Here is a 17,111-nt window from a genome sequence, read left to right on the forward strand (position 1 = left end):
GTACCGAACGGTTAATATTTCGAGGCCCCCGCATGAAGTTGTCCACCAAACTGCTGATGCTCGTCGCCGCGGCGCTGCTCGGCGTCGTCCTGCTCGCCGCGTTGTCGCTGCACACGCTGCGCGATGCGCTGATCGACAGCCGCCGCGAAGAGATCGTCATTCTGCTGACCAAGGCCGAGCACCTGGTCGATTCGTATCGCGCGATGCAGACGAGCGGCACGCTCACGCAGGAGCAGGCGCAGCAGCAGGCCAAGGCCGCGCTGGCGGCGCTCAACGCGAATTCGAAGAGCTACTTCTGGGTCACGACGTCCGACGGCGTCAACCTCGTGCACCCGAACGCGAAGTTCATCGGCACGCGCGCGAAAGGCAACCGCACGACCAGCGGCCTGACCGACAGCGATGCGTACCGCGCGGGGATGGCGCACGCGCATTTCGCGCTCGTCGACGTGCTGATCAAGCGCAGCCCCGACGCGGACCTGGAGCCGAAGCTGCAGGGCGTGGTCGCGATTCCGGACTGGAACTGGTGGATCGGCACCGGATTTTTCTACGACGACATCAACGCGGCGTTTGCCCGGCTCGCGATGGTGCTGGGCGCCGTCGCGCTCGTCATCGCCGCGGCGCTCGCGGCCATCGCATGGGGCGTGCTGCGCAGCGTCAGGCGCACGCTGGGCGGCGAGCCCGCGCATGCGACGCAGATCGCCGCCCGCATCGCCGCCGGCGAACTGGACGTGCCGTTCGATACGGCGCACGCCGCGCCCGGCAGCCTAGTCGTCGCGCTGGGCGACATGAAGGCGCGGCTGACCGACACCATCGCCGAGATCCAGACCACGACCCACTCGATCGCCACCGGCACCGGCGAGATCGCGCAAGGCAACCTGGATCTGTCGCAGCGCACGGAGCAGCAGGCCGCATCGCTGCAGGAAACGGCCGCGAGCATGGAGCAGATCACGTCCACGGTCAAACAGAACGCCGACAACGCACGCCAGGCGAATGCGCTCGTGGCCCAGGCGAAGGATGCGACGGAACTCGGCGGCGCCGCCGTGCAGGCGGTCGTCGAAACGATGCGGCAGATTTCGGATGGATCGGTGCGGATCGCCGACATTACCGTCGTCATCGAAAGCATCGCGTTCCAGACCAACATTCTCGCGCTCAACGCCGCGGTGGAAGCCGCGCGGGCCGGCGAGGAGGGGCGCGGGTTCGCCGTCGTCGCGTCGGAAGTCCGCTCGCTCGCGCAACGCAGCGCCGCGGCCGCGAAGGACATCAAGGGATTGATCGACGCGTCGGTCGAGCGGGCCGGCAGCGGCAGCCGGCTCGTCGAGACGGCCGGCGAGCGCATGACGGAGATCGTCCGGTCGATCGACCGGGTGGCCGACATCATGGGCGAGATTTCCGCGGCATCGGCCGAGCAAAGCACCGGCATCGAACAGATCGGGCTGGCGGTCGCGCAAATGGACGAAGTCACCCAACAGAACGCCGCGCTCGTCGAACAGGCGGCTGCGGCCGCTTCGTCGCTGGACGAGCAGGCGGCGCGCCTGCGGGCCGCCGTATCGGTATTCCGGCTCACTGCGTGACGGCTTCGCGCCGTCCGCTCGCGGCCGGCGTATCACCCTGCCTCCCGGGCGTCGCGCCGGCGCCCGCCCGGCGTGCGCGGCGACATGCCGGTGATGGACGCGGCGCCTGACGGCTGCACGCGCCCGGTTTCCGGGCAGTCCCGCCTGCTTCCCGTCCTCCCGCCAAGCCGTTCCGATCGAGCGGCATTCTTCTGAACTTTCCTGCGCGACGTCCCGTCGCGATCCCCACCGTCGACGCCCGTGCATGCGGCGATCTGCCGCAACGTGCCGCTCGTTTCGGCCGTCGTGGGCAGGCGCGCACGCATTCGACACAAACGTGCGGTTTGCGTCAGCCAAACGCGCGCCGGATGCCGAACGGGCAATTTTGTCGGCGCAATCTGCGGCGGCCGCGGCCTTACGATTTCCTGCATCGACACGGGTTCGGCAACCACCGCGACACGCCGCCGGGCCAACGGCGACACGTGCGTGCACGCAGCAATTCATGCTGCGCGGGCCGCTCAAAACGGTCGATTCGTATCGTGCGGGCCGCCCGAATCGCGACAAACCGCATTTTGGCGATGCTTAAATGAATTGCATGTGTACGACGTTGCGCCCGCCACCAGCAAGCGGGCGCGGCGGGATTCGAGAACCACGCTGGACCCAGGACCCCACTTTCCACAGTCAGGAGCAGTTCGGATGAGCGACGATATCGACAACGGCGGCAAGGGCGGCTTCACGCGCCGCGACATGATGAAGGTCATGGCGGCGAGCGGCATGATGGCCGCCGGCGCCGGCGGACTGCTGATGACCCCCGGCTCTGCATTCGCCGCGCCCGCGCCGAAGCGCGGCGGCAAGATCCGGGTCGCGAACGAAGCCGGCTCGACGTCCGATACGCTCGACCCGGCCAAGGGCTCGACGGGCGCGGACTACACGCGCTTCTTCATGTTCTACAGCGGCCTCACGCAGCTCGATGCGAGCCTGACGCCGCAGATGAACCTCGCCGAGTCGCTGCAGACGACCGATGCGAAGACGTGGATCATCAAGCTGCGCAAGGGCGTCACGTTCCACGACGGCAAGCCGGTCGGCCCGGCCGACGTGGTGTTTTCGCTGATGCGCCACAAGAACGCGGCCACCGCGTCGAAGGTCAAGACGCTTGCCGAACAGTTCGTGGACGCGAAGGCGAGCGGCCCGGACGAAGTCACGCTCACGCTCGCCAGCGCGAACGCGGACCTGCCGGTGATCCTCGCGACGCCGCAATTGGTGATCGTCAAGGACGGCACAACCGACTTCTCGACCGGCATCGGCTGCGGCCCGTACAAGCTGAAGTCGTTCAAGCCGGGCGTGTCGACCGTCGGCGTGCGCAACGACAGCTACTTCAAGCCGGGCAGGCCGTATCTCGACGAGATCGAGCTGATCGGCATCAGCGACAGCGCCGCGCGCCTGAACGCGCTGCTGTCGGGCGACGTGCACCTGATCAACGCGATCGATCCGCGCTCGACGCAGCGGGTCTCGTCGACGCCGGGCTACGCGCTGAAGGAAACCAAGTCGGGCCTTTATACCGACCTGATCATGCGCAGCGACAACCCGATCGTCTCGAGTCCCGATTTCGTCGAAGGGATGAAGTACCTGTTCGATCGCGAGCAGCTCCGCACGGCGGTGTTCCGCGGCTACTCGGTGATCGGCAACGACCAGCCGATTCCGCCGGGGCACCGCTACTTCAACGCGTCGCTGCCGCAGCGGGCGCACGATCCGGACAAGGCGAAGTTCCTGTTCAAGAAGGCGGGCGCGCTCGGCGCCACGTTGCCGCCGGTCTATGCGACGTCCGACGCGAACGGGTCGATCGAAATGGCCGTGCTGCTGCAGCAGGCCGGCCAGAAGATCGGGCTGAACCTGCAGGTCAACCGCGCGTCGCCCGACGGCTACTGGTCGAACCACTGGATGAAGCACCCGCTCACCTTCGGCAACATCAACCCGCGCTCGAGCGCCGACGTGCTGTTCACGCAGTTCTTCAAGTCGGATGCGCCGTGGAACGAGTCGGGCTGGAAGAACGCGAAGTTCGACCAGCTGCTGCTCGCCGCGCGTTCGGAAACCGACGACGCGAAGCGCAAGCAGATGTACGGCGACATGCAGGTGATCGTGGCGCAGCAGGGCCGGGTCGGCATTCCGGCGTTCATCAGCTTCCTCGACGGCTACGACAAGCGGCTCGCGGGCCTCGGCTCGATCCCCACCGGGCCGATGATGGGCTTCACGTTCGCCGAGAACGTGTGGTGGAACGCATGACGTTGTGGCTGGCCGCCGCCGCGCGGCCGGTGCGAATCATCGCGCCGGCCGCACGCGGCTTTTCCGGGAGTGCGACTCCATGAATCGAATTTTGCTCGGGCTGATCGGCCGGCGCATCGCGGTCACCGCGCTGACGCTGCTGATCGTATCCGCGATCATCTTCACGATCACGAACCTGCTGCCGGGCGACGCCGCGCAGGCCGCGCTCGGCCAGTCGGCGACGCCGGAGACGGTCGCCGCGCTGCGCCAGCAGTTCGGTCTCGACATGCCGGCGCACGTGCGTTACGTGCACTGGCTCACCGGCCTGCTGCACGGCGACTTCGGCCGGTCGTTTTCCGGCGACATGCCGGTGTCGGAGCTGATCGGCGGGCGCCTGCCGAAGTCGCTCGCGCTGGCGGCGATCACGACCGCGGTGTCGGTGCCGATCGCATTGCTGCTCGGGATTCTCGCGGCGGTCAAGCGCGAGTCGGCGATCGACCGCGTGATCAGCCTCGGCACGCTGTCGCTCGTCGCGACGCCGGAATTCCTGATCGCGACGGTCGCCGTGCTCGTGTTCGCGGTGAAGCTGCACTGGCTGTCCGCGCTGTCGTACAGCGGCCCGATCGAAAGCCTGCACGATTTCCTGCGTGCGTATGCGATGCCGGTGCTGACGCTGTGCGCGGTCGTGATCGCGCAGATGGCGCGGATGACGCGCGCCGCGGTGATCGAGCAACTGAGCGCGTCGTATGTCGAGATGGCCGTGTTGAAGGGCGCGAGCCCCGCGCGCGTCGTGCTGCGCCATGCGTTGCCGAACGCGATCGGCCCGATCGCCAATGCGATCGCGTTGAGCCTGTCGTATCTGCTCGGCGGCGTGATCGTCGTCGAGACGATCTTCAACTATCCGGGCCTCGCGAGCCTGATGGTCGACGCCGTCAGCAACCGCGATTTCCCGTTGGTTCAGGCCTGCACGCTGATCTTCTGCGTCGCTTACCTGACGCTGGTGCTGTTCGCCGACCTGTGCTCGATCGTGTCGAACCCGCGACTGCGCACCTGAGTGTTTCGTTTTCCTTCCGAGATGCCGCCCATGCAACCGATCGAACCCGTACAACGCAGCAGCGCGCTGCCGCCATCCGGCGACCCGCCCCTTGGGCGGGGCAGCATGCCGCCTGCCGCGCCCGCCCCCGACCAGCCGCGCAAGCGCCGCGCCGCGCGCATCGCCTTGACCGCCGGCGGCCGCGTCGGCCTGTCGATGGTCGGCCTGATGCTGTTCGTCGCGGTGTTCGGGCCGCTGATCGCGCCGCATGACGTCGGCGCGATCGTCACGCCGGACGTGTTCGCGTCGTTCAGTGCGAAGCTGCCGTTCGGCTCCGACTTCCTCGGCCGCGACATGCTGAGCCGGATCCTGTACGGCACGCGGCTGACCGTGCTGCTCGCGCTCGCCGCGGTGCTGCTCGCCGCGGTGACCGGCACGACGCTTGGGCTGCTCGCGACCGTGTCGGGCCGCGCGGTCGACGAGACGATGAGCCGGCTGCTCGACGCGCTCACGTCGATTCCGTCGAAGATGTTCGCGCTGATGTTCGTCGCCGCATTTGGCTCGTCGCTGCCGCTGCTGGTGCTGACCGCCGCGATCAGCTACATGCCCGGCTCGTACCGGATCGCGCGTGCGCTGGCGGTCAACATCAGCACGCTCGAATTCGTGCAGGTGGCCAAGGCGCGCGGCGAAAGCGCGCTGTACATCGCGTGCGTCGAGATGCTGCCGAACATGATCCACCCGATGCTGGCGGATACCGGGCTGCGCTTCACGTTCGTCGTGCTGCTGCTGAGCGGCCTGAGCTTTCTCGGGCTCGGCGTGCAGCCGCCGTATGCGGACCTCGGCTCGCTCGTGCGCGAGAACATCGCGAGCCTCGGCGACGGCTCGGCCGTCGCGATCATGCCCGCTGTCGCGATCGCGATCCTGACGGTGGGCGTCAACCTGATGATCGACGGTCTGCCGCATCGCGGCCGCCGCAAGGGCGCGGCCGCGGCCGCGGGAGAACGCTGATGCGAGATGAATCGACTCCGCTCGTGCAAGTGCGCGGGCTGCGCGTGGTCGGCGGCCGTCCGGGCGGCGTGGAAACGACGATCGTCCACGACGTCGACTTCGACGTCGCGCGCGGCGAGGTGCTCGCGCTGATCGGCGAGTCGGGCTCCGGCAAGACGACGATCGCGCTGTCGCTGATGGGCCATGCACGCGCCGGCTGCCGGATCGCCGGCGGCTCGGTGAAGCTCGGCGGCACGGACGTATGCACGCTGTCCGCGCAGGCGCTGACCGCATTGCGCGGCCGCAAGGTCGCGTATATCGCGCAGAGCGCGGCTGCCGCTTTCAATCCGTCGCGCACGATTCTCGACCAGGTGATCGAGAGCGCGCTGATCCACAAGACGATGACGAAGCGCGATGCGCAGGCGAAGGCGGTCGAGCTGTTCCGCGCGCTCGCGCTGCCCGAGCCGGAAACGATCGGCAAGCGCTATCCGCACCAGGTGTCGGGCGGCCAGTTGCAGCGGCTGATGGCCGCGATGGCGCTGATCACCGACCCGGAGCTGGTGATCCTCGACGAGCCGACCACCGCGCTCGACGTGACCACGCAGATCGACGTGCTGCAGGCGTTCAAGAACGTGATCCGGCGCTACGGGATGAGTGCGGTGTACGTGTCGCACGACCTGGCGGTGGTCGCGCAGATGGCCGACCGGATCGTCGTGTTGAGCGACGGCCAGATCCGCGAAGCGGGCGAGACCGAACAGATACTGCACGCGCCGGCGCACCCGTACACGCAAAGCCTGATCGCGGCCGTCACGCCGGGCGCGATCGAACGCGACGCGAAATTCGCGCAGGCCGCGCCCGCGCCGCTGCTCGACGTGCGCGGCGCGGTCGCCGGCTACGGCGGCCGCACCGCGAAAGGCTGGCCCGCGAAGGTGATCCTGCACGAAGTGGACCTGCGCATCGGGCGCGGGCAGACGGTCGGCGTGATCGGCGAATCGGGCTCCGGCAAGACGACGCTCGCGAAGGTGATCGCGGGCCTCGTGCCGGCGACGGCCGGGCAGATCCTGCTCGACGGCGAGCCGCTCGCGCTCGACATCGGCAAGCGCTCCAAGGAGCAGCACCGCCGCGTGCAGATCGTGTTCCAGAACGCCGATACCGCGCTCAACCCGGTGCATACCGTCGAGCGCACGCTCGCACGGCCGCTCGCGTTCTACCACGGGATCAAGGGCGCGCGTGCACGCCAGCGCGTCGCGGAACTGCTCGACCTCGTGCGGCTGCCGCAGGCGGTGGCAGCGCGGCGCACCGGCGAGTTGTCGGGCGGGCAGAAGCAGCGCGTGAACCTGGCGCGCGCGCTCGCGGCCGAGCCCGACCTGATCCTGTGCGACGAAGTCACGTCGGCGCTCGACACCGTGGTCGGCGCCGCGATCATGGACCTGCTGCGCGACCTGCAGGCGAAGCTCGGCGTGTCGTACGTGTTCATCACGCACGACATCGCGAAGGTGCGTGCAATCAGCGACGACATCGTCGTGCTGTACGCGGGCCGCCGCGTCGAAACCGGCAGTCGCGATGCGCTGTGCGCGCCGCCTTATCACCCGTATTCGCATCTGCTGGTGTCGTCCGCGCCGGAACTGCGCGCGGGCTGGCTCGACGATGCGGCCGAGCGTTGCCATCGGCCGCTGGTGCCGATCGGCGAGCGCGAGAACGAGGCCGAGCTGTGTCCGTTCCTGTCGCGTTGTTCGATGCGGGTGGACGGCGTGTGCAACCAGACGGCGCCCACGCTGCGCACGCTCGGGAACGGCGCGAAGGTGTTGTGTCATCGCAGCGAGGAAGACCTCACGCGCTTCCAGGCGGAGCCGGTGGAGGCCGACGGAGCGCCGGTGCAGCCGGTGCGTCTGTAGCGCGCCCGATGTACGTGTTCGTCGCGCATTCCGTGGCAGCCGGTGCTCCGCATAGTCTGCTGCGGCGGTCGCGCAAAACGGCAATTTGTACGCGCGCCGCGCGCGAATACGCGGTAACTGCGGTTTTTGACGGTGATTAAATGATTCTCATTGAACGGTCGCCGATCGTCGTTGCCGGCATGGACAAGAAGGATCCAATGAAACTGGAATCGTACTGGCTGGATACCCGCCCCGCGTTTCGCGCCGGCAGCGAAGGCACCGTCGAGGGACGCGCGGACGTGGTCGTGATCGGCGGCGGTTTCACCGGCTTGTCGGCAGCGCTCGCGCTCGCGCAGCGCGGCGTCTCGGTGGTCGTGCTCGAAGCCGCGCAGGTCGCGGGCGAAGCGTCCGGCCGCAACGGCGGCCAGTGTAATACGGGCGTCGCGCAGGACTACGCGTCGCTGGCCGCGCGCATCGGCGCCGCGCAGGCGAAGCAGTTCTATCGCGCGTACGAAAGCGCGGTGAAGAGCGTCGAGACGATCGTGACCGAACAGGCGATCGATTGCGATTTCCGGCGCGCCGGCAAGCTGAAGCTCGCCGCGAAACCGCAGCATTTCGCGGGGCTTGAAAAGACCTTCAACGCGTTGCGGCGCGACGTCGATCCGGACATCGAGCTGATCGACGCGTCGCACATCCGCGACGAAGTCGGCTCCGACGGTTTCTACGGTGGACTCCTGCAGCGCAACGGCGCGCAGATGCACATGGGCAAGTTCGGCGTCGGGCTCGCGCAAGCGGCCGTGCGGGCCGGCGCACGCGTGTACGAGCACGCGGCCGTCACGCAGCTCGAGCGGCTCGACGGCGAGCGCCACACGATCACCAGCACGCGCGGCACGATCGTCGCCGATCGCGTGCTGGTCGCGACCGGCGCATCGCAGCTCGGGCCGTTCGCATGGTTCCGGCGGCGCATCGCGCCGGTCGGCAGCTTTATCGTCGTCACCGAGCCGTTGCCCGACGCGCAGCTGAACCGGCTGTTCCCGCATCGGCGTGCGTACGTGACGTCGCGCCAGATCGGCAACTACTTCCGCGTGACGCCGGACAACCGGCTGCTGTTCGGCGGCCGTGCGCGCTTCGCGATGTCGAGCCCGCGCTCGGACGCGAAAAGCGGCGACATCCTGCGCGCCGGCATGGCCGGCTATTTCCCCGAACTGGCTCACGTCCGCCTCGATTACTGCTGGGGCGGGCTGGTCGACATCACCGCCGACCGGCTGCCGCGCGCGGGCCAGCACGACGGGCTCTATTACTCGATGGGCTACAGCGGCCACGGCGTGCAGATGGCGGTGCACATGGGCCGCGTGATGGCCGACGTGCTGTACGGCGCGGCCGCATCGAATCCGTGGCGCGAGCTCGACTGGCCGGCGATGCCCGGTCATTTCGGGCACGCGTGGTTCCTGCCGATCGTCGGCGCGTATTACCGGATGCAGGATTTTCTGCACTGAAGCGAGCGCCCAGGAGGATTCGACATGAAAGTGCGTTTCGTTTACCCATTCTTCGTCGTGCGGGCGGCGGCATGAGGGCGGCGAGCATGGCTGTTCCGTTCCACGATCCGATCGACGGCGCGATTTCCCGCGCAGCGCGTGTCGCGCGGCCCGTGTCGCCCGCGATCGGCGACGTACTGCGCACGATCGACGCGTCGTTCGCGCAGCCGCTGAACCTCGACACGCTCGCGGCGGTGGCCGGGTTGAGCGTGTCGCGTTTCACCGCGCGTTTTCGCAGCGAAACCGGGTTGTCGCCGCACCGGTATCTGTGTCTCGTGCGGGTGCTGCGGGCGCAGGACCTGTTGCGCGCCGGTCTCGCGCCGTCGGTCGTCGCGACCGACGTCGGCTTCTTCGATCAGAGCCACCTGTGCCGGCATTTCCGGCGGGTGCTCGGGATCACGCCGGGTGATTACGTGGTGGCGCGGCCGGGTAGGCCGCCGGCGCGAACTTCGCCGACGCGCACACGCGCCGAACGCAGCGACGTGTCGTGTCACGTCGCGTAGGCGCCAGGCGCGGGCCGCATGCAGCGCGCCCGCAGATTTCCGGCTCGAAGCCGGCGAACGACGATTTCCGATATCGCGCGACGGCTGTCGACCGGCTGCCGCGCATTGCACAGGAGCAGGAATGACCGCAGCTTTCGTGTTGCATCGTGCCGACGGCACACTTTCTTCCACCGCGTTCCGCAAGCAGGCGTTCGGCGCGAGCGATCCTTTCGCGCAACATCGGGAAATTGCGTGGGAAGGGCCCGACGCGATGGCAGCGGGACGGATCGGCTTCGTCGGCGAACTCGACGTCGCGAGCTTTCCGCACATCGAAACCCTCGTGGTCGTCGCAGGCGAGCTGACACTCGAAGCGGCCGGCGCCGCGCCGCTGGTGCTCGGCCCGCGCGAGGGCGTGGTGATCGGCGGCGGCACCGCGCTGCGCATCACCGCGCAAGCGCCCGTGCTGTTGACGTTCTGCGCGGCCGCGTGCACGAACCCGACGAAGCGAGGCCTCTTCGCGCTGCGTGCCGACGCCGACTTCAAGCCGTCGTCAACGCTGCCCGCGGAAGTGCTGCTCGGGCCCGCGCCGCAATGCCGCAGCGACAACGTGTTTCTCGACGACAGCGCCGAGTACTGCGCGGGCACGTGGGATTCGACGCCCTATCACCGGATCATTCGCCCGCATCGCGTGAACGAATTCATGCTCCTGCTGGACGGCGGCGTGCGGTTCGCCGCGCCCGACGGCAGTGTCCTGTCGCTCGGTGCCGGCGACGCGCTGTTCGTGCCGCGCGGCGCGCCGATCGGCTGGGAAAGCAGCGAACGCGTGGCGAAGTTCTACGTTGTGCAAAACGTCCAAGCATCAACCGACCGAGACTGAACATGTCCCCTCCGCTGCGCCATATTGAAACTTCGCCCACGCCACCGGCTTCGGCCGACGTCGTCGTGATCGGCGGCGGCATCATCGGCGTCTTCACCGCCTACTACCTCGCCCGGCGCGGGGTGTCGGTCGCGCTGGTCGAGAAGGGCCGAATCGGCGCCGAGCAGTCGAGCCGCAACTGGGGCTGGTGCCGGCAGCAGAACCGCGATGCGCGCGAGTTGCCGATGGCGAGCAAGAGCATCGACCTGTGGGAACGATTCGCGGCCGAATCCGGCGAAGACACGGGCTTTCATCGCTGCGGCTTGCTGTATCTGAGCAATGACGACGAAGAGCTGTCCCGCTGGGCCAGTTGGGGCGAATTCGCGAAGACCGCGGGCGTGACCACGTACATGCTCGACAGCAAGCAGGCCGCCGAGCGCGGACGGGCAACCGGGCGGCAGTGGAAGGGCGGCGTGTTCTCGCCGACCGACGGCACGGCCGATCCAGGCAAGGCCGCGCCGGCCGTGGCCGCCGCGCTGATCAAGCTGGGCGGCAGTGTCCACCAGCACTGCGCGGCGCGCGGCATCGAACTCGAGGGCGGCCGGGTCGCGGGCGTCGTCACCGAGGCGGGCGTCATCAAGACCCGAACGGTCGTGATGGCCGGCGGTGCATGGGCGTCGTCGTTCTGCCGCCAGCTCGGCATCCGGTTTCCGCAAGCGTCGATCCGTCAGTCGATCCTGAGCGTGTCGCCGGTCGAAACGCCGTTGCCGGATGCGATGTACACGTCCGGCGTGTCCATCACGCGCCGCAGCGACGGACGCTACGCATTGGCGATCAGCGGCCGCGCGCGCGTGGACCTGACGCCGCAGTTCCTGCGCTTCGCGCCGCAATTCGTGCCGATGTTCGCGAAACGCTGGCGCAATCTGCTGCCGGGCGGCCTCGAAGGCGTACGCGGCGGCCACGAAACGTTGAAGCGCTGGCGCCTCGACGCGCCGACGCCGATGGAAGCCGTGCGCATTCTCGATCCGAAGCCCGACATGCCGACGGTCACCGAAACGTACCGCCGCGCGGCCGAACTGTTGCCCGAACTGCGCGACGCGAAGATCACGCACGCGTGGGCCGGGTTCGTCGACAGCACGCCGGACGGCGTGCCGGGCATCGGCGAAGTGCCGGGGGTGCCGGGGCTGATCCTCGCGGCGGGGTTTTCGGGTCACGGCTTCGGGATTGGCCCGGGCGCCGGGCACCTGATCGCCGATCTCGCGTCCGGTGCGCAACCTTTCGTGGACCCGGCGCCGTACCGGCCCGGCCGGTTCAGCGAGTCCGCATGGGGCAAGGTCGCGGATTTCTAGTCCGCGGTCGTCACGGGAACGATGGTGGCGGCCTCGGGATGATACGTTTCGATCCGGACGGCGCGCGAGCGGTCGGATCGGTGTGGTGAATGCTCGCCGTGCTGTGCAGCCCGGTGCTGCCGACAATGGAGTGCGTGATGCGTTTCGGTTCCTACTGGCTCGATACGTCCGAGCCGTTCGTGAGCCGCTCGACCGAGCGGCCTGACGGAAATTGCGACGTGGTGGTGGTGGGCGGCGGCATCACCGGTTCGGCCGCCGCACTGGCGCTGGCCAAGAAAGGCGCGCGCGTGATCGTCTGCGAGGCGGGCACCGTCGGGCAGGCGGCATCGGGACGCAACGGCGGCATGTGCAACAACGGCTTCGCGCAGGATTACGCGTCGCTGTCGCAGCGCATCGGCACGGAACTGGCCAACCGGCTCTATCTCGCGTTCGACGCGGGTGTCGACACGGTCGAGCGGCTGGTCAGGGAGGAGTCGATCGATTGCGATTTCGTGCGGCGCGGCAAGCTCAAGCTCGCGGCGAAGCCCGAGCACTACGACAAGCTCGCGCGAAGTCAGGCCCTGCTCGCGGCGAGCGTCGACCCCGACACGCGCCTGGTCACGAAGGCGGAGCTGCGCGACGAGATCGGCTCGAACCGATATCACGGCGGGCTGCTGTTCGGCAAGAGCGCCGGGATGCATGTTGGCCGTTATGTACGCGGCCTCGCGCGCGCCGCGCAAGCCCGCGGCGCGCATATTCTCGAGCATGCGCCGGTGCTCGGCCTGCAGCGGCAAGCGGGCGGCGCGTACGCGGTGCAAACACCGCTCGGCGAGATCCGTGCGCGCCAGGTGCTGCTCGCGAGCGGCATCTCGCAGGTCGGGCCGTTCGGCTGGGTTCGCCGCAGGATCGTGCCGGTCGGCGCGTTCATCATCGTCACCGAGCCGTTGCCGCGCGAGCTGCTCGACCGGTTGCTGCCGACGCGCCGGATGGTCACCGACACGAAGAACTTCGTGAATTTCTTCCGCGTCACGCCCGACAACCGGATGCTGTTCGGCGGGCGCGCGCGTTTTGCCGCGTCGAATCCGCGCTCCGACGAAAAGAGCGGGGCGATCCTGCGGCAGCAGATGGCCGCCGTGTTTCCCGAGCTGGCCGCTGTGCGCATCGACTATTGCTGGGGCGGGATGGTCGACATGACGGCCAACCGGCTGCCGCGCGCAGGCCAGCGCGACGGCGTTTACTACTCGATGGGTTATAGCGGCCACGGCACGCACATGGCGACGCTGATGGGCACGCTGATGGCGGAGATCATGGACGGACGCGCCGATCTCAATCCGTGGCAAAGCTTCGACTGGCCCGCGATTCCCGGCCACTTCGGCAAGCCGTGGTTTCTGCCGTTCGTCGGCGCATGGTATCGACTCAAGGACACGCTGCAATGAATTCACTCGTCAATTCACCGGTTCGCCACCTGAAGGAAGCCGGCAGGCTGGATCGCTTCTTCATCGACGGCGACTGGGTGCTACCCGACGGCGGCGACCGGTTCGCGGTCGTCTGCCCGTCCACCGAAGACACGCTGTGCGACATCCCGCTCGGCAGCGCACGCGATGCCGACCGCGCGGTGCAGGCCGCGCGCAACGCGTTCGAACGCTGGGCCGCGACCTCGCCGCAAGAACGCGCCGCGCTGCTCGACCGCGTGCATGCGTTGATGCTGGAGCGCGCGGAATCGTTCGCCATGGCGCTCGCGCTCGAAATGGGCGCGCCGATCGGCTATGCACGCGGCGCCCATGTGCCGCTCGCAGCCGAACATATCCGGGTCGCGCGCGACAATCTGGCCCGCTACCCGTTCGTCTCGCGGCGCGGGACGACCGCGGTCGTACGCGAGCCGATCGGCGTATGCGCGTTGATCACGCCGTGGAACTGGCCGATCTATCAGATCACCGCGAAGGTCGGCCCGGCGCTCGCCGCAGGCTGCACGGTGGTGCTGAAACCCAGCGAGCTGTCGCCGCTCAGCGCGCTGCTGTTCGCGGAAGTGATCGCCGATGCGGGCGTGCCCGCGGGCGTGTTCAACCTGGTGAGCGGCAGCGGCGAGGCGGTGGGCGCCGCGCTTTCGTCGCACCCCGAGGTCGACATGGTGTCGATTACCGGGTCGACGCGCGCGGGCGTGCTCGTCGCGCAGGCGGCGGCCCCGACCGTCAAGCGCGTCGCGCAGGAGCTGGGCGGCAAATCGCCGAACGTCGTGTTGCCGGACGCGGACCTGCAGCAGGCCATCGCGCCGGGCGTGGCCGCCGCGTTCCGCAACATGGGGCAATCGTGCAGCGCACCGACCCGCATGATCGTGCCGCGCGACGCGCTCGGCGCGGTGGAGGAACTGGCCGTCGCAGCAGCGCAGCGGCTGATCGTCGGCGATCCGTTCGACGATGCGACGACGCACGGGCCGCTCGCCAATCGCGCGCAGTTCGGTCGCGTCGCGCAGATGATCGACGTGGGCATCGACGAACGGGCGAAGCTGATCGCCGGCGGCCCCGGACGGCCCGCGGGATTCGACCGCGGCTTCTATGCGCGGCCGACGATCTTTTCCGACGTGCGCACCGACATGGCGATCGCGCAGCAGGAGATCTTCGGGCCGGTCCTGGCGATCCTTCCTTACGATACGGTCGACGAAGCCGTCGCGATCGCGAACGACACCGTCTATGGGCTCGGCGCGCATGTGCAGGGCGCCGACAAGGAACGCGCACGTGCGGTGGCCGCGCGCATCCGCTCGGGGCAGGTGCATCTGAACTACCCGGCATGGGATCCGCAGGCGCCGTTCGGCGGCTACAAGCAGTCGGGTAACGGTCGCGAGTACGGGATCGAAGGGATGGAGGAGTATATGGAGATCAAGTCCGTCGTCGGCTTTTACGACTGACCCAGCCGTCTACTTTTCGAAGGTGCCGAAATTGGAAAATCCCGTCATTCCCGACACGTCGCTGCAAGCGCATCACGCGCACTGGGCGAAGCTGCGCCGCGACCTGCATGCGCATCCCGAACTGCGATTCGAAGAACACCGGACGGCCGACGTCGTCGCCCGCGAGCTTGAAGCGCTCGGCTATGCGGTGTCGCGCGGGCTCGGCGGTACAGGCGTCGTGGCCAGCCTGCCCGGCGCGGATCCGGGCCGCGGCATCGTCCTGCGCGCCGATCTCGATGCGTTGCCGATCCACGAAGCCAACGATTTCGCGCATGCGTCGTGCACGCACGGGATCATGCATGCGTGCGGCCATGACGGTCATACCGTGATGTTGCTCGGCGCCGCGCGCGTGCTGAAAGCGTTGCCGCAGCTGCCGGGCACCGTCCATTTCGTGTTTCAGCCGGGCGAAGAAGGCGGCGCGGGCGCGCGCAAGATGATCGACGATGGGCTGTTCGAGCAATGCCCGACGGAGGCGGTATTCGGCATGCACAACTGGCCCGGTTTGCCGGCCGGGCATTTCGGGTTGCGCACCGGCCCGATCATGGCCGCCGGCTCGCGGTTCAGGATCACGATCACCGGCAAGGGCGCGCATGCGGCGCAGCCGCACCTCGGCATCGATCCCGTTCCGCTCGCGTGCTCGATGGTGCTGCAGTGCCAGACGATCGCCGCGCGGCACAAGGATCCCGTTGACCCGGCGGTGATTTCCGTCTGCATGTTCCATGCGGGCACGACGGACAACGTCATTCCGGACACGGCCGAGCTGCGCGGCACGATCCGCACGCTGTCGTCCGCGTTGCAGCAACAGTTGCAGCGCGACGTCCGGCTCATGTGCGAAGGGCTGGCGGCGGCTTATGGCGCGCAGGTCGACGTCGAATTCTTTCAGTACTACCCGGCAACGGTCAACACGCCGACCGAGACGGCGCTGTGCGAAGCGGTGATTCGCGACACGTTCGGCGACGAACGCCTGTACCCCGACGTACCGCCGAACATGACGTCCGAAGACTTCGGCTTCATGCTGGAGGAGCGCCCCGGCGCGTACGTGCTGATCGGCAATGCGCCGGTCGGATCGACGTCGCCGGCGTTGCATCACCCGAAATACGATTTCAACGACGACATCATTCCGGCTGGCGTTCGGTACTGGGGGGCACTCGCACGGGAGTATTTCGCGCGATTTCCGTGACGCTGTGCGTGACGCCGACCCGGTCGGCAGTCGAGCCGAATCGAATGGTCATGCGCGTACTTGGCATTAAGTTTTGGTTAATGGTGCATTTATAGATCGTTAGGCACAGGAAAATCATTCCTTCCTATAGTCGGGTTATGAAACTGCGCCATTTCGAAGGATGACTTTGATGAACGACGAACACGTGATGAACGATTCCGGCGCCGCGACGGCGCTGCACTACCGACGATTTACCGCGGCCGACGTCCCCGCGGCCCACGCACTCTCGATGGCGCTTCGCTGGCCGTTCAGGGCGGAAGACTGGCAGTTTTCCGCGGACACCTCGATCGCGTTCGCGGCCGAGGAAAACGGGGTGGTCATCGGTACGGCGATGTGCTGGAAGTATGGTGCGGACCGTGCCGCGATCGGACACGTGATCGTGTCGTCCGAGCATCAGGGCCGAGGGATCGGCCGCGCGCTGATGGAGATCCTCCTCGACGAGCTGGGGCAGCGCATCGTGTTCCTGCATGCGACGCCAGCCGGCCAGCCGCTCTACGAAAAGCTCGGTTTCAACGTGTGCGGATCGCTGGATCAATTTCAAGGGAACGTGAGTCAGCCGGCAGCGGTGGCGCTGCCCGACGGCGCTCGACTGCGGGCTGGCACGTCTGCCGATCTGAGCCGCTTCGTCGAGCTGGACGCGCATGCTTCCGGCCTCGAGCGCGACGCGCTGATGTCGGCGTTGATGAAGCGAGGCGAAAGTGTCGTGCTCGAGCAGGATGGCGAGATCGCCGGATTCTCAGTGCTGCGCCGCTTCGGTCGCGGTTACGTGGTCGGCCCGGTCGTTGCACGGCGTTCGAGCGACGACGCGCAGGCGAAGGCGCTGATCAGTCATTGGCTGAGCGCACGCGAGAACGAATTCGTTCGCATCGACGTACCGTCGGGTACGAGTTTGCCGGACTGGCTCGACGCGCAGGGGTTGAAACGCGTCGACACCTGCTCGAAGATGGTTCGCAACGCGCCGGCCGACGCGCACAGCGGCGCGACCGATCCGGTATATGTGCAGTACGGTTTGATCAGTCAGGCGATGTTGTAAGCGCCGGCCGCGCG

General features: G+C 67.9%; 13 protein-coding genes. All 13 read left to right on the plus strand.

The window, feature by feature from the left end; genetic code table 11:
• Window positions 1–32: 32 nt before the first annotated feature.
• Complete coding sequence (locus BAMB_RS31635) at window positions 33–1,571, plus strand: methyl-accepting chemotaxis protein (protein ID WP_011661223.1); 1,539 nt, start codon at window positions 33–35, stop codon at window positions 1,569–1,571.
• Window positions 1,572–2,246: 675 nt separating this feature from the next.
• Window positions 2,247–3,830 carry an ABC transporter substrate-binding protein gene (locus tag BAMB_RS31640; protein ID WP_011661225.1) on the plus strand — a complete coding sequence of 528 codons (1,584 nt, stop codon included), beginning with the start codon at window positions 2,247–2,249 and terminating at the stop codon, window positions 3,828–3,830.
• 79 nt (window positions 3,831–3,909) lie between these two features.
• A complete protein-coding gene (locus tag BAMB_RS31645) occupies window positions 3,910–4,863 on the plus strand; it encodes an ABC transporter permease (protein WP_011661226.1) in 954 nt (317 codons plus the stop codon).
• 30 nt (window positions 4,864–4,893) lie between these two features.
• Window positions 4,894–5,850, plus strand: a complete 957-nt coding sequence (locus tag BAMB_RS31650; protein WP_041491815.1) for an ABC transporter permease — start codon at window positions 4,894–4,896, stop codon at window positions 5,848–5,850.
• A complete protein-coding gene (locus tag BAMB_RS31655; protein WP_011661228.1) occupies window positions 5,850–7,724 on the plus strand; it encodes an ABC transporter ATP-binding protein in 1,875 nt (624 codons plus the stop codon). Before BAMB_RS31650 ends, BAMB_RS31655 begins: the two co-directional genes overlap by 1 nt.
• A gap of 197 nt (window positions 7,725–7,921) precedes the next feature.
• Entirely contained in the window at window positions 7,922–9,199 is a 1,278-nt protein-coding gene (locus tag BAMB_RS31660; RefSeq protein ID WP_041491903.1) for an NAD(P)/FAD-dependent oxidoreductase, read from the plus strand.
• A gap of 86 nt (window positions 9,200–9,285) precedes the next feature.
• A complete protein-coding gene (locus tag BAMB_RS31665; RefSeq protein ID WP_011661230.1) occupies window positions 9,286–9,741 on the plus strand; it encodes a helix-turn-helix domain-containing protein in 456 nt (151 codons plus the stop codon).
• Window positions 9,742–9,862: 121 nt separating this feature from the next.
• Window positions 9,863–10,597 (plus strand): cupin domain-containing protein, encoded by a 735-nt coding sequence (locus BAMB_RS31670; RefSeq protein ID WP_011661231.1) that lies wholly within the window; start codon window positions 9,863–9,865, stop codon window positions 10,595–10,597.
• 2 nt (window positions 10,598–10,599) lie between these two features.
• Window positions 10,600–11,925, plus strand: a complete 1,326-nt coding sequence (locus tag BAMB_RS31675; protein ID WP_011661232.1) for an NAD(P)/FAD-dependent oxidoreductase — start codon at window positions 10,600–10,602, stop codon at window positions 11,923–11,925.
• 137 nt (window positions 11,926–12,062) lie between these two features.
• A complete protein-coding gene (locus BAMB_RS31680; RefSeq protein WP_041491905.1) occupies window positions 12,063–13,340 on the plus strand; it encodes an NAD(P)/FAD-dependent oxidoreductase in 1,278 nt (425 codons plus the stop codon).
• Window positions 13,337–14,806, plus strand: a complete 1,470-nt coding sequence (locus BAMB_RS31685; RefSeq protein WP_011661234.1) for an aldehyde dehydrogenase family protein — start codon at window positions 13,337–13,339, stop codon at window positions 14,804–14,806. Before BAMB_RS31680 ends, BAMB_RS31685 begins: the two co-directional genes overlap by 4 nt.
• Before the next feature lie 31 nt (window positions 14,807–14,837).
• A complete protein-coding gene (locus tag BAMB_RS31690) occupies window positions 14,838–16,025 on the plus strand; it encodes a M20 aminoacylase family protein (protein WP_011661235.1) in 1,188 nt (395 codons plus the stop codon).
• A gap of 169 nt (window positions 16,026–16,194) precedes the next feature.
• Window positions 16,195–17,097 (plus strand): GNAT family N-acetyltransferase, encoded by a 903-nt coding sequence (locus tag BAMB_RS31695; protein WP_011661236.1) that lies wholly within the window; start codon window positions 16,195–16,197, stop codon window positions 17,095–17,097.
• The last annotated feature ends 14 nt before the right edge of the window (window positions 17,098–17,111 follow it).

This window comes from Burkholderia ambifaria AMMD, from assembly GCF_000203915.1.
Lineage (GTDB): Bacteria > Pseudomonadota > Gammaproteobacteria > Burkholderiales > Burkholderiaceae > Burkholderia > Burkholderia ambifaria.